General features: G+C 47.2%; 14 protein-coding genes. 9 read left to right on the top strand and 5 right to left on the bottom strand.

Annotated features, from left to right (window positions below; translation table 11 throughout):
- Position 1 precedes the first annotated feature (1 nt).
- Positions 2–2,218 carry an ATP-binding protein gene (locus tag AC58U0_RS02265; RefSeq protein ID WP_497377415.1) on the bottom strand — a complete coding sequence of 739 codons (2,217 nt, stop codon included), beginning with the start codon at positions 2,216–2,218 and terminating at the stop codon, positions 2–4.
- Between the two features lie 233 nt (positions 2,219–2,451).
- On the opposite strand from AC58U0_RS02265, the gene AC58U0_RS02270 reads away from it, so the two are divergent.
- From AC58U0_RS02270 to AC58U0_RS02280, 3 genes are all read left to right on the top strand, one after another.
- Positions 2,452–2,865, top strand: a complete 414-nt coding sequence (locus tag AC58U0_RS02270; RefSeq protein WP_497377416.1) for a MarR family winged helix-turn-helix transcriptional regulator — start codon at positions 2,452–2,454, stop codon at positions 2,863–2,865.
- A 261-nt stretch (positions 2,866–3,126) separates the two neighbouring features.
- Positions 3,127–3,969 carry an SDR family oxidoreductase gene (locus tag AC58U0_RS02275; protein WP_497377418.1) on the top strand — a complete coding sequence of 281 codons (843 nt, stop codon included), beginning with the start codon at positions 3,127–3,129 and terminating at the stop codon, positions 3,967–3,969.
- 141 nt (positions 3,970–4,110) lie between these two features.
- Positions 4,111–4,452 (top strand): YrdB family protein, encoded by a 342-nt coding sequence (locus AC58U0_RS02280; protein ID WP_497377419.1) that lies wholly within the window; start codon positions 4,111–4,113, stop codon positions 4,450–4,452.
- 6 nt (positions 4,453–4,458) lie between these two features.
- On the opposite strand, the gene AC58U0_RS02285 is transcribed toward AC58U0_RS02280, so the two are convergent.
- Entirely contained in the window at positions 4,459–4,638 is a 180-nt protein-coding gene (locus AC58U0_RS02285) for a Rieske (2Fe-2S) protein (protein WP_497377420.1), read from the bottom strand.
- A 302-nt stretch (positions 4,639–4,940) separates the two neighbouring features.
- On the opposite strand from AC58U0_RS02285, the gene AC58U0_RS02290 reads away from it, so the two are divergent.
- The 5 genes from AC58U0_RS02290 (at position 4,941) to AC58U0_RS02310 (ending at position 8,911) form a co-directional block, all read left to right on the top strand.
- Positions 4,941–5,699: a hypothetical protein gene (locus tag AC58U0_RS02290; protein WP_497377421.1), complete on the top strand. Its 759-nt coding sequence runs from the start codon at positions 4,941–4,943 to the stop codon at positions 5,697–5,699.
- A gap of 100 nt (positions 5,700–5,799) precedes the next feature.
- Entirely contained in the window at positions 5,800–6,495 is a 696-nt protein-coding gene (locus AC58U0_RS02295) for a response regulator transcription factor (RefSeq protein WP_307563566.1), read from the top strand.
- Positions 6,492–8,060, top strand: coding sequence for a HAMP domain-containing sensor histidine kinase (locus AC58U0_RS02300; RefSeq protein ID WP_497377422.1), 1,569 nt, complete (start codon positions 6,492–6,494; stop codon positions 8,058–8,060). The genes AC58U0_RS02295 and AC58U0_RS02300 overlap by 4 nt, the downstream gene beginning before the upstream one ends.
- Before the next feature lie 306 nt (positions 8,061–8,366).
- Positions 8,367–8,699 carry a winged helix-turn-helix transcriptional regulator gene (locus tag AC58U0_RS02305; protein WP_047678053.1) on the top strand — a complete coding sequence of 111 codons (333 nt, stop codon included), beginning with the start codon at positions 8,367–8,369 and terminating at the stop codon, positions 8,697–8,699.
- 53 nt (positions 8,700–8,752) lie between these two features.
- On the top strand, positions 8,753–8,911 hold the full coding sequence (locus AC58U0_RS02310) for a hypothetical protein (protein WP_171645050.1): 159 nt from the start codon (positions 8,753–8,755) through the stop codon (positions 8,909–8,911).
- Between the two features lie 423 nt (positions 8,912–9,334).
- Here AC58U0_RS02310 and AC58U0_RS02315 read toward each other — a convergent pair whose 3' ends face one another.
- Positions 9,335–10,072, bottom strand: coding sequence for a ThuA domain-containing protein (locus tag AC58U0_RS02315; protein ID WP_497377423.1), 738 nt, complete (start codon positions 10,070–10,072; stop codon positions 9,335–9,337).
- 209 nt (positions 10,073–10,281) lie between these two features.
- Here AC58U0_RS02315 and AC58U0_RS02320 point away from each other — a divergent pair, with 209 nt between their 5' ends.
- Positions 10,282–11,223, top strand: coding sequence for a helix-turn-helix domain-containing protein (locus AC58U0_RS02320; protein ID WP_497377424.1), 942 nt, complete (start codon positions 10,282–10,284; stop codon positions 11,221–11,223).
- A gap of 49 nt (positions 11,224–11,272) precedes the next feature.
- Here AC58U0_RS02320 and AC58U0_RS02325 read toward each other — a convergent pair whose 3' ends face one another.
- Positions 11,273–12,091, bottom strand: coding sequence for an SPL family radical SAM protein (locus AC58U0_RS02325; protein ID WP_497377425.1), 819 nt, complete (start codon positions 12,089–12,091; stop codon positions 11,273–11,275).
- A gap of 280 nt (positions 12,092–12,371) precedes the next feature.
- Positions 12,372–13,109 carry a methylated-DNA--[protein]-cysteine S-methyltransferase gene (locus AC58U0_RS02330; protein WP_497377426.1) on the bottom strand — a complete coding sequence of 246 codons (738 nt, stop codon included), beginning with the start codon at positions 13,107–13,109 and terminating at the stop codon, positions 12,372–12,374.
- Between the last annotated feature and the right edge of the window lies 1 nt (position 13,110).

Raw genomic sequence — 13,110 nt, forward strand, 5'->3', positions numbered from 1 at the left:
TTCAGCTCTCCTTCCCTTGGAACCTCGGTATGGAGAGGATAAATGTACTTCCCTCACCAGGTTTGCTCACTACGCGGATCTCTCCGCCGTGCGCTTGCATGATCCCTTTGCAGATCGCGAGTCCGAGTCCGGTCCCGCCCGTTTGACGGCTGGATGACACATCAACTCGGTAGAAGCGGTCAAATATTTTATCCACATGCTCATCTGAGATTCCGATGCCATTATCTTGAACTTCCAGATGAACATAGCGCTCATCGACATGAGCCGTAATCCGAATAACAGGATGCTGCTCATTATATCGAACCGCGTTCGTGAATAAGTTCACCAGAACTTGCTCCATCCGCAGCTTGTCTGCATAGACCAGCGGAGTCTGATCCGCTAAATCTACCTCGAATTGGGTATGCTCATAATTCGCCTGCTGTGGCAGCCTTCTCTTGGCACTTTCTACAACTGCTTCCAGCCGGAGTGGCTGCGGATTGATCCGCATAGCGCCCGATTCGATCTTCGAGATATCCAACCACTCATCGATCAGATCCTGAATGCGCCCAATGTCCTCATGAATCCCCTCCAGCAGCTCCTGTTTAAAGCTTTCTTCCCACTGGGCATCCACACGAAGCAGCGTCTCAACACCTCCGCGTATACTTGTGATTGGTGTTTTAAACTCATGGGATGCAAGGGAAATCAGATCATTCTTAAGCGCATCGATTTCATGCTCCTTGGTCATATCACGCCACACATAGCCGCGGCCAAAAACTCGCCCTTCTCTAGCCACTTGAAACGCTGAAACCATCATAAAGCGTTCTTTGCCATGCTCGGATTTCACCGTAAAAGCACCCTGCACCCTCGGTTCAGCAGTAAGCATCTGGAGTTCATCTTGACGTTCGGGCAGCAAAAGAGCAATCCTTTCAAACAGCGCAGCCTCATTCATTGCCCCCAACTCCGACATTGGAATTGCGAAGATTTCGGCCATCCGATGATTGGCATACACAACATTATGCTTCACGTCGATCAGGACAACCGCATCGGACATGCTTTCCAGAACGGCATTCAAGGTCGCATGCTCGTCCTGTAGCCGCTGGGTTCGTTCCTCAACACGATTCTCAAGCTCGCTGTTGAGCTGCAGAAGCGCTCCTTGATTTTCCTTAATCTGCTCAGCCATCCGGAAGAAATGATCAGCCAGTAATTGAAGTTCCAGAGGTGAGCCTTGAGGAACAACCTTGCTATCCGGTTTGGCGAAGGTGCCTCCTGCAAGACGCTGCGTGTAACCAACCAAGGCATGAATGGTTCCATTCAGCCGTTTCGCCAGAAAACTGCCCAGCAATACGGTCAAAATAAGCGTGAATACCAGCAGCAATATCGTGATACGGAGAGATTCGATGAAAGCAGCATTAACTGCGGCTTTAGACTTACTTACCCACACAATCCAATCGATTTCAGGAATGGCTTTGTAAGTAATCTGTTCTTTATGCGTGGAGGTGCTTAATTGATAAGTTCCTTCCCCCTGCCGCTGGACTCGGGCATCTTCGGCAACAGGCTCCTTCGATAAATCCGCCATGGATTCAGTCAGCGCTGCGTTCGGATGATAGATGGGCTTCCCTGCGTGATCCAGAACAACTGGATACGCTTCTTTGCCGTAATCATATTTGGTAACAAGCTCCTTAATGGGAGCCAGTTCGAGCACGGCGAGCACAAAGCCATCAGCTTGCTTATTTCCTTTATATACCGGTACAGCAATCGCGACCGCCGGTTGATTCAAACTTTCTGGTCCCCGGAATAAGGAGGATATGATGGTCTTTTGTGCGGTTTGCACACGTTTGGTGTAATCTCGCTCCTTGACATCGGCGCCAATGAGTGAAGCATTCGCTGCCGTATGAGTCGCTTTGATGATGCCATTTTGATCTACAACATAGATACCCGTGAAGCCAGCCAAATTTTCTTGCAGCGATTGCAGCTTCAGCGTTAAACTCTCGCGCGTTCGGAAGGTGGCGTCCGATGCTGTAATTGTGGCAGCCAACGTTTCAACCGCATTTCGATGATAGTACATGTAATCTTGGACGGCATCCCCCAGTCGATAGGTGGTCTGCCGCTGATTCTGATTGGACTCTTGCGTAATATGGGTAATTTGAGAAACTTGAAAACTGCCTAGAATTAGAATCGGAATCATCGCCATAATAGCGAAAGTTATGGTCAAATGCGATCGCATAGAATAATGTTTCAAAACATGGTTCCTCCGCTCCAGCAACACTATTCTTGGATGTGTTTCATTAGCTCTATTTTACCATTTGCAAAAATGTAATGAAAATGAAATCTGAAATTCATCTGATTTTAATGAACTAAGCCTATAATAAAGTTCGACCCCCCTTTAAAATATATACTTAGACCTGCGGCCCGTTGCCGTGGGTCACTTTTTTGTTATAATGTATAGAAACTAAACAAAAAGGGCGGCTCCCTATGGAAAATGATCAAGAATTGATTACGACCAAATTTCGCGAAATAAAAAATGTCATCTCCTCCTATTTGATGCAGGTGCTGCCTCACTTTCAGATTTCACCGATTATGATGTATGTCATGGAGTATCTGCGCAAACATCCTGAATGCATCGCTGTGGATATCTCCAATGAATTCGGGTTAACCAGAGGCGCTATCACTCAGCTGTTAGATAAATTAGAATTGCAGGGTTTGGTCATACGCAAGCCGCATCCCACTAGTCGCAGAAGCCAGCTCGTTCAAATGACGGATAAAGGAAATGAACTGATAATAAGTATTTTAGATGCGTATAATAACAAAATCGAACAGCTATTCACCCCCTACTCCAAGGATGAATTGGCTTCACTCAAACAGCTTTTAGAAAAATTACCGCTATAATCCCAACGTTCCTGTTGGGATTTTTCATCATATAAGAAGGTATAAGTTTCGGATCACGAAAACCGCTTTCTTATTGGCGATAAAACATAATATAGGGATCTTTGGTCGTAGACCAAAGTCTCTCCTCGCTAAACGCGGTCGCTCATCTTTGAATGGCCGAGGGTAGAGGTTTTCTCATTTCCATCTTGACTAATACGTTTAAACATTATATTGTTTAGTTAATAAACAGTTTAAGGAATAAACACAAAAGGAGTGTTTTGAATGAATAAAATTATGGCGATTACCGGAGCCTCATCCGGCATAGGATTAGCTACTGCAAGGCAATTTTCTGAGCTTGGTTGGACGGTTTACGCAGGAACGCGCAACGTAGAACGTGATCAAGAGAAATACGGCAATCAGACTAATCTTCATTTTATCGAAATGGAAGTCACCAGTCCTGAATCGATGGAACATGCGTTTGCCGTAATCGAAAAGAACCACGGTCACCTTGACGTTTTGTTCTGTAACGCTGGTTTTGGATTTTTGAGAGCCTTGGGGCAAGCGACGATGGAGGAGATTCATAACGTTTTTGATACGAATGTGTACGGAGTTATGCATACGATTCGTGCAGGGCTTCCGCTGCTTCGCAAGTCCGATGCTGGACATCTGATTGCAACAACAAGTGTTGGCGGCTTGGTCGGGCAACCCTTTAATGAGATTTATTGCGCGGCTAAATTTGCCGTTGAGGGCTTGTTAGAAAGTTTAGCTACCTACTACAAGCCGACATTTAATATCGATGTTACGCTGCTTGAGCCCGGCGCGATTGCAACCAATTTTAACAGCACCGTCCTCGGTCACGTTCAAAAAACCGGCGGCATTTTAGAGGATGAATATAAGCCGATGATTACACAGTATTTGGACACCTTCACCAAGCGAAATTCGGTGCCTCAAACGTCAGAATCAGTTGCAGAGGTGATGGTGAAATTAGTCACGGAGTTGGATCCGAAGCCATTGCGTATTCGAACATCGGAGGCTGCGGAAGCTTTCGTCCAATATAAAGTGAGTCAAGATCCCACGGGTCTGGACGGCATGCTCAACACACGTAAACTGCATTTGAATAGGTAAAAATCAAACCAAATACCACTTCGGAACGTAAAAACGTTCTGCAGTGGTATTTTTAAATTCTGAAAAAAGATTGCATAAACTAACGTCATTAGTTAATATATTATTATAATTAGTTTATCCTTGAAGGGGAGTGTTGTTATCATGATGATCATGATGAAGGCCGCCAATTTGGGCTTACGTTTTTTGTTAGAACTTTGCATCCTTGCTTCCCTTAGTTATTGGGGATTTCAAGTTGGCAAAGGAGGGTGGCTCAAAGGCGTTCTGGGCATTGGCACTCCGCTGCTTGCAGCCATCCTATGGGGTATGTTCGTTTCACCGAAAGCTTCAATAACCGTCTCTCAGCCTCTTCAATTTTTCATCGAACTCGTTATTTTCGCAGTTGCCATTATAGCCCTTTATGTAACTGCCAAACATTCTCTCGCAATTTGTTTCGCTCTTTTTTACATTCTTCATCGCATTCTGAAGTTACTCTGGGATCAATAAATCTAGTCACATTTGGGCGACGAGCAGCCCATCTTTTACAATAACGGTAAACGCGTTTAGACTTTTCGAAGGCACATTCAGACACACACCTGTATGAGAATCGAATTCCCAACCATGTAAGGGACATACCAGTTCCCCACCTTCCTCTTCTACCAATCCCCCAGCATGCGGACATTTGCGCGACACTAAGCGATAGCTGTCAGGTTCATCGTTTTCAAAATCCAGTACTTTTGGTTTTCAATCTCAACTTCTGCGGGTAGATCTTTGAATCGCTCTTTCAGACCCAGTTCAATTTCCTTCATCCTAATCCTCCTAGCAAAATGTTGAATACTCCCATCTTAACCGTTTTTATCGCAATCCATAAGCTTCTACACATAATTTCCCACAATGTTGCGATAGGATGTCCATAATCTTTCGGTACAGTAAGGGTGTAAGGGAAATGAATAACATTCCCTACAAGCTACATATATCGAGAGGAGTTTTCTAAAATGAAAACACAATGGAAAAAACGCGCAGCTCAAACTAGCTTGCTAGCCGTAATCGCAACTATCGCATTCGGAGCCGTAACTGCATCCGCAGCAGACACGAACAAAGAAACGAAATTGATCCAAGGCATTCAAATCTCACAACCTGAAGGCAGCAAACCAGTCATGGCGTTCCGTACGACTAGTGCTAGCTCAGGTCTACTGATGCAGCCATCGCATGAGCGAAACTACTGGAAGCTGCTTGCCAGTACCTATGCACCAGAAACTTTATCCGACTGGAAGAAAGCGTTGGAAGATCGCAAACAGGTAGAAAATGAGTTTCCAAAGCCTACTTTTGCTAAAAAAGTGATCATTAAGAAGGATGCTGTGACCGGTAAAACAGATGAGAAAGTCCTGACTGAAGACGACGCCCTTCAATTAGAAGAGTTCCCAGCTTCCGTTACTGCCGTGCCTGCCCTTCCTTCTGTTGCCATCGATTCAGAGGGTAAAATAACGCCGCCTACCAAAGATATCATGATCAAGCAACTGGTTACCCAAGCACTTCCACTTGAGGGTGCTGTGGCTGGTGATATAATGAAAGCGGAGCTACCCGAATCTTTCAAACGCCAGCAGAAATTAACAGAAGCGGTGGAAGCTGATGATGCCGCGGCGATTAAAAGCTTATTGCCTGAATTGTTGAAGGATTATGTGAAGCAAACCGAAGATCTTCGCGAGTTGACGAAGAAATTGAAAACAGAAATTCCAGCACCAGCTGAGAAATAAAGATTGTTTAGCTATTTGAATCTAGTGGAACCGACCGCATTTTTAAGCGGATCGGCTCCACTTTTTCCCTATGTAGTCAGGAAAGTAGGAGATTATGCACATGTATCACATCTATCTAGTAGAAGATGAAGAGGATTTAAGAGGCGTCCTGGCAGCATATTTAGAGAAAGAGGGGTGGCAAGTGCGCTCGTTCCCCGACGGAACATCAGCCCGAGAGGCAATCTCGGAGCGGCCGGACTTGTGGGTCCTCGATATTATGCTGCCCGGCGTGGATGGTTATCAATTGATGCGGGAAATCAAGGCGGATCAACCGATGCAGCCTGTTATCTTTATCTCCGCGCGGGATGCAGATATCGATCGGATTATTGGTCTGGAGCTAGGCAGTGATGACTATCTGGCCAAGCCTTTTTTACCGCGGGAACTCGTGATACGCACACGTAAATTGCTTGAACGCGTCTATGGGGAGCGACTTGGCGGATCCCTCACAGCCGCCCAAGAACGCCGCGTGAAACTGACCGTTGGACCCTATCTGATCGATGAGCAAGGCCGCATCGTGACCGACGCCGATGGAACGAACCCGGAGCTTACGTCGAAGGAATTCGAGCTGCTGCTTTACCTGGTGAATCACCATGGTCAGGTGCTTGAACGTCAGCAGGTGCTTACCGCTGTCTGGGGCATCGATTACTTCGGTACGGATCGCGTCGTCGACGATTTGGTAAGAAGATTACGCCGGAAACTGCCGGAATTGCGACTTGAAACCGTATATGGTTACGGATATAGGATGGTGAAAGCATGAGAATGCGTCTGGGAAATTGGCCTCTTGCGGTCAAATTATGGGGAGCATTCGCCTCCTTAACACTTCTGATTTTTACACTGCTCGCCATCCTGCTTCCTTGGACACTGAAGGGATTTTTCACTGAGCAGCTGTATGATATTTTACTCGATACACAGAGCGGTCTTCGTGTGGAAAGCACCAAAGCGGCGACATTTGCAACCCCCGTGGAGCCAACCATTCAACTACAGGCCTCCGGTATTATACAGGGTATACCTATGGACAAGCGAATTATGGTCGTACCGAAAATGGACCTCAATGAAGGCAACAACATCCTCCCTAATTCAACTATGGCGATACGGGCAACTGCTCCTCTTCAAGCTACATTTAGCGGACCCGCGATTCAGCATTTCATGATAAGCGGTACTGCTGCCAGCAATCAAACATGGGCTTCGAGCGCTACCATTAGCGAGCCTTTTGTGACGGCTATGGAGAAAGATGCCTTCGCACAACAGCTGCCCGTAGAGAAATATACGCGGAATATTGAGAACAAAAGTATCTTCTATGTGATTCGCAAAGAAGGTGATCTAACGAAGCCCAACTTCATCGTCTCGTATGCTTGGGGAAATTATCGCAACGATCTTGTGATGACGATGTTTGGCCGGCTCATGCTGCTGATGGTAGGTCTTATCGTCATTAGCTGGCTCCCCTGTCTGGGAATAGCTCGCTATTTCACACGTCCACTCGTTCAGATGGAGCGCCATGTCGGGCGGATGGCTGAACGTGACTGGCATGAGCCTATCACAACAAGCCGCAAGGATGAGATTGGCCGGCTAGCCAAAGCAATTGAATCCATGCGGCAGCGGTTAGTGCGCCAGGATCGGGCGCAGCAGTTCTTCCTGCAGCATACGTCACACGAGCTGAAGACGCCTGTGATGGTGATTCGCAGCTATGCGCAATCCATACAAGACGGCGTTTATCCGAAGGGAACCCTCAATGAAAGCGTTGGCGTTATTATGAAAGAGGGAGAGCGGCTGGAGAAGCGGATTCGCGACCTGCTGCTGCTGAATAAGCTGAACTATTTGACCGCCCGAGAGAAGCCTTTTCAACTTTTTGAGATCAATGATGTCATTGAAGATGTGGTTGAGCGGCTGCGGTATCGTCGTCCTGAAATCAAATGGGAGATGGATCTCGCTCCTCACACTACACTAATCGGTGATCAGGAACAGTGGAAAATCGCCTTGGAAAACATGCTCGATAACCAGCTCCGCTATGCCAAAAGCTGCATTCGCATCCTGGTCAAATCACTGTCACTCGAGAATGCGAATGCAACGAAAGGGCAACCCTCTTTATCTGAGTTTTGTATAAGTAATGACGGCCCCCTTCTTGATCAAGCCATAGCGGATAGCCTTTTTGAGCCCTTCCGCTCCGGTGGCGATGGCCAATTCGGACTTGGCCTCGCCATCGTGAAACAAATTATGGACCATCATGGCATGGCCGTTCGCGCGGTGAACCAGAGAGATGGCGTATCCTTTCATATCGAGCCAGGAAAACATGCGGACAAATCTAGCGTCCCAAAAGTTTCATAAGGACAAAAAGGCACAAGCAACAGGGAACCGATTCCTGATCGCTTGTGCTTTCTTCTATTGTTCCACGGAAGCTCAATGAAATGGCACGATTATGATTAGAGGCAGACTGCACGAATGATTGGCTCATGATATTCTCCTAGTTTATAATTGAAGTGCACGGCTTTACACTTTAACATTTCGGCTCTGAGTGCTATTATATTTGTATACGAACTTTTTGATAAGTACGCACTTTCAAGTAGCATAGATACATTTAAGGTAGATAGATACTATAAAGTACCTTTATTATTCAAAAGGAGGTTCACGACTATGGCCTATAATGTTCCAGTTGAAGCCACACTTGATGTGATCGGTGGTAAATGGAAGGTCGTCATTTTGTGTCATTTGGACAAAGGGGACAAACGAACAAGCGAGCTAAAAAGGTTAATGCCAGACATTACCCAGAAGATGCTTACTCAACAGCTACGCGAGTTGGAGCAAGACGGAATGGTGAAAAGAACAAGCTATGATCAAGTGCCGCCGAAAGTGGTCTACTCTTTAACCGATTATGGTTGGTCATTCAAACCCATTCTCGATGCTATGTGTGCCTGGGGGGAGCATCATATGAAAGAAAAAGATATGGCTCCAATACTAACGTATTAGTTTGATCACTGAGTTAAGGTGATACAAGTAACTAATCCCAGGAGGTGTTTGCTTTGAAGATCATGATTTCAGCTTCGGAAGCCATGGAAAAAGGGGTCTGGGCAGAGATACTTCGTCTCTTCGGGAGAGATAAAGATGAGGAGATATGGCCTCAGGAGGAATTTATTTTAACGGAAGAGCAGGCTCTTAAGTTGAATCTTATAAAGAAATAAACGATGCAGAAGACCATCCAGGGGATATCCATCCGACAGGATGGTTTTTTTAGTTGGGGGCAGCCGCTCTACGGATATTTACAATCTACTGCCTAAGGTAGGATCATTATTACAAACGTAGCGCCGCTAATTACGTGGAATTGGCACGCTTTCATACAAATGAGAGGAACGTAGAGACCTTATTTTGCTCGAAACGGTTCATTTCCCATTTTCGCGGAACGAAGAGCTGCTATTCTCTGGTTTCCGAGGTGTAAAAGACATTTCATCCACTTTAGCGGCTTGTCTTTCCGTTAAGATAGCTCTGCCAAAAAAGGACCTCGCTCTAGTCCCCTACCCTGATGGCGGAAGTCCTCATGGATACGTGCAACCATCGCAACGTAAAAAATGCCCCCGATAACCGGGAGCATTCCTATCACATCACAATTAAGCTTTGACTTTTGCTTTGATCTCTTCAAGCGGCTTGTGGTTACCGTATTTCGGATACTCACGTGTAGATGGAGCCGCCCAGTGAACCGCATTGCTGATAACGCGGCGGATTTGCTCATTGTAGTAAGTACGGTATGTCTCGTGTCCAGGACGGAAGTAGAAAATCTTCCCGTTGCCGCGGTTGAATGTGCAGCCGCTGCGGAAAACTTCGCCGCCTTCGAACCAAGAAACCATGATCAGCTCGTCCGGCTGAGGAATATCAAAGTGCTCACCGTACATTTCCTCTGCTTCAAGATCGATGTACTCGCCGATGCCTTCAACGATAGGATGACCCGGAGCAACGACCCAAAGACGTTCCTTCTCGTCAGCTTCACGCCATTTGAGGTCACAAGAAGTGCCCATTAGCTTTTTGAACACTTTGGAGAAGTGTCCGGAATGCAGCACGATAAGACCCATACCTTGCCATACACGCTTTTGAACGCGGTCTACGATCTCGTCCTGCACTTCGTCATGCGCCTTATGTCCCCACCAGATGAGGACATCTGTGTTATTCAAAACTTCTTCGGACAAGCCGTGCTCAGCATCATCTAATGTCGCATACGTGACATCAACTGCTCCGCTCAACCCTTCACCAATCGCCGTATGGATACCATCTGGATACGCTGCGCGTACGACTTCGTTTTCTTTTTCATGACGGAACTCGTTCCAAACCGTTACTCTAAGCTTCTGACTCATCTTCTTATTCCCTCCAGGGTAGCGTATTCATTCATACTTTTGAGTATAGTCACTCCCTCGCCGAAAATAAAGGCAAGATCCTGCCTAATTCTTATTCAATAGTGTCCTTCCCTCTCAAACAATGATATACTCATTACTGATAAACCTTACGTTCCGCTACTTTTTACGTATTCAAAAATGTCTTTCACAGTAGTGAGGTATACATATCCATGGACCCTATACATAGCTCTAGCACCTTTACCGAAATTGTTAATGAAGAAGTCATCTATCAGAACCCTTTGCTCTTTTTGAAAATTTGGGAAATGAATTCTGACACCCCGCAATTCGGGCCTCCTACTCCTTGGCGTTGGCATTCACATATGCAAGTTGAATTTCTTGTGGTCATAGAAGGTCAACTCGGCATCCAAACGAAGCACGATTTTACGGTGATGGCGCCTGGGGATGTCATGGTCTTGGGCTCTTCCCAGCCTCATCGTACGTATAAGCATTCGGCGGATGCCTTGAGACAGATCGTTTTTCAGATTGATCTAAAACAGCATTTCGACCTTAGCACCATGCCCTACCTGCACTGCTTCTCGGAGCTGACTCATCCACTTGAGCAGTTTAATGAGCTGTTTCAAGGCAATGCAGCCGTCAAGCAAGCTGCTTACAACCTCATCATGCAGATTTACGAAGAGTCGCAATCCCGCAAGATTGGGTACGAGTTGGCGATCAGTGCAGCGATCAAAAATCTCTTACTTTTAATGCTGCGCAATGACAACCGAGATTTCTCGGCTCTTGCCGAGGACTCCGGCATTTCTCGCGTGCGTCCGGCATTAGACTTTATCGACGAGCATCTGAGCGAACGGATTTCGGTCGAAGACATGTGCAGTGTGCTCAATTTGAGCTATCATTACTTTATTAAGTATTTCAAAAAGGTGATGGGGATATCCTTCGTCGATTACGTTAATTACAAGCGGATCAAAAAAGCCGAGCGCCTCCTTCTCACAGGGGACCTCAGCATTATGGAAGTAAGCTTTGAAGTAGGCATACTGAATATGGCGCAGTTCTACAAGCTGTTTAAGCGCCATAACCAATGCTCGCCTAAAGAATTTAAACAACGCATGCGTAGTCAATCAGGGCTGACGCCTCTGCTTGCGCAAGCAGACTAGCGCACTTATAGCCTCCATGGGAAATCCGCAGGAGGCTTTGTTATAGCCATCAAGGCAGGAAGCCTTGTTGGCTGACAAACACACGCTCCTGCGGGAAATGCCGCAGGAGCTGTTCGCGCACGCGCTCGTACGCATCCCGACTGTACCAGTCTGGCAGCTCCAGCGCGTCATAGATCGCGCGCACGCCGATGCGTTCCGTGCGCTTGCCCCCGCTGCCATCGCCCATGAAGTAATCGTCGATGCACACCCGATCCACGATGCCCGCAAGCAGCTCGGCGAAATGCTCCGAGCTCGGCAGCGCTGGCGCTATCGTGGCCTGCACCGGTATGCCGCGAGCTGCGAGCTCGCGGAGGGCATTTAGCCGCGCCGGAATCGGCGGCGCGGACGGCGTGAACGCTCGGCGTATATCCTCGCGGTCAGTCTCGACCGTCATGCTGACTCTTACGCGTTCGCCGAGCAGCTTTAATAGGTCCGCATCCCGTATCACGAGCGGGCTGCGGGTCTGTACGAATAAGAAGTCCGGCGGATTCGCGGACATCACCTCAAGGAGCGAACGAGTGATTCGCTCCTTATGTTCGATCGGCTGATAAGGATCCGTGGCCGATGACATGAAGATCGTTACCGGCCCTTTGCTCTTCGCTTTGGCCAGCTCCTTCGCTAGAAGCGCGGCCGCATTTTCTTTTACATCAACCCAATCCCCCCATGCATCGCTGCGGAATAATGCGACCGGCATCTGCCTCACGTAGCAGTAGGAACAGGCGAAGGAGCAGCCGGTATAGGGGTTTAGCGTGTGTGTGTACCCCTTAAGAAAGCCGCTTGCTTTCGTGAGCAGCTGTTTCGCTGTCTTCCGGTTTACGTTACTCTTCATAGACTCACCTCCATCCCTTTCGAGATCATCTCCTCGAGCGACAACGTAGACAATCTAATTTCCTCTATTACATTGGAGAAAATACAATGTAATCTCTTATTTGCCTCTAGTTTTTTATTTTCATTGGAGGTAATCCAATGAGATTTATTATTTTCTATGAAAATTGCCGTTTCTATGAGTTTTAATTGGATTTACTCCAATAGAATCGGTTTTCTGCATGCCTGATTTAAAAAGTACTGTAAAAACTCCAATGGATTAGCGTATCTGCAGCCACATCCAATCACAATCCTGCTCTCTCCAACAACAACAGCTTCTCCTTATTCCGAAGTCCGCCGCGGTAACCAGTTAGCGACCCATCCTTCCCCACAACCCGATGACACGGCACCACGATGAGAACGGGGTTAGCCCCAATGGCAGTGCCTACGGCTCTAACTGCACTCATTTTATCTAACGCTTGGGCTACCTGTGAATAACTAAACGTTTCCCCATGTGGAATCTCATGAAGCACACGCCACACCGACTGCTGAAAAGCAGTACCACGCAGATCCAACGGTAATGTAAATGTCGTGCGTAGTCCCTTCAAGTACTCCTCTAATTGATGGATATAGGGCTGCAGTTTCTCTGCATCCTCTACCCAGTTAGGCTCAGGCAGCTGAGCACGAGCCCATTTCACTAATTCCAACCAAGCACTCTCATCTACACCGCCTGCAGGATCTGCCTCATGAAATTGTAAATAGCAAAGCCCCTCATCCGTAGCCGCCATCAAAAAGTTATTCTCCAACAAACGAACGACTCCCCAGTAGAGCGACTTGGTCGGTTTGGCTTGCATCTCTGACTTCACCCGCTTGGTTTGCGTCCCTGACTTCTCCCGCATGGCTTGCATCTCTGACTTCACCCGTTCGGCTTGCATCTCTGACTTCACCCGTTCGGCTTGCATCTCTGACTTCGCCCGCTTGGTTTGCATCTCTAACTTCACCTGCATAGTTTGTTCCTCTGACTTCTCCCGCATAGTTTGCATC

Source organism: Paenibacillus sp. J31P190 (genome assembly GCF_059692075.1).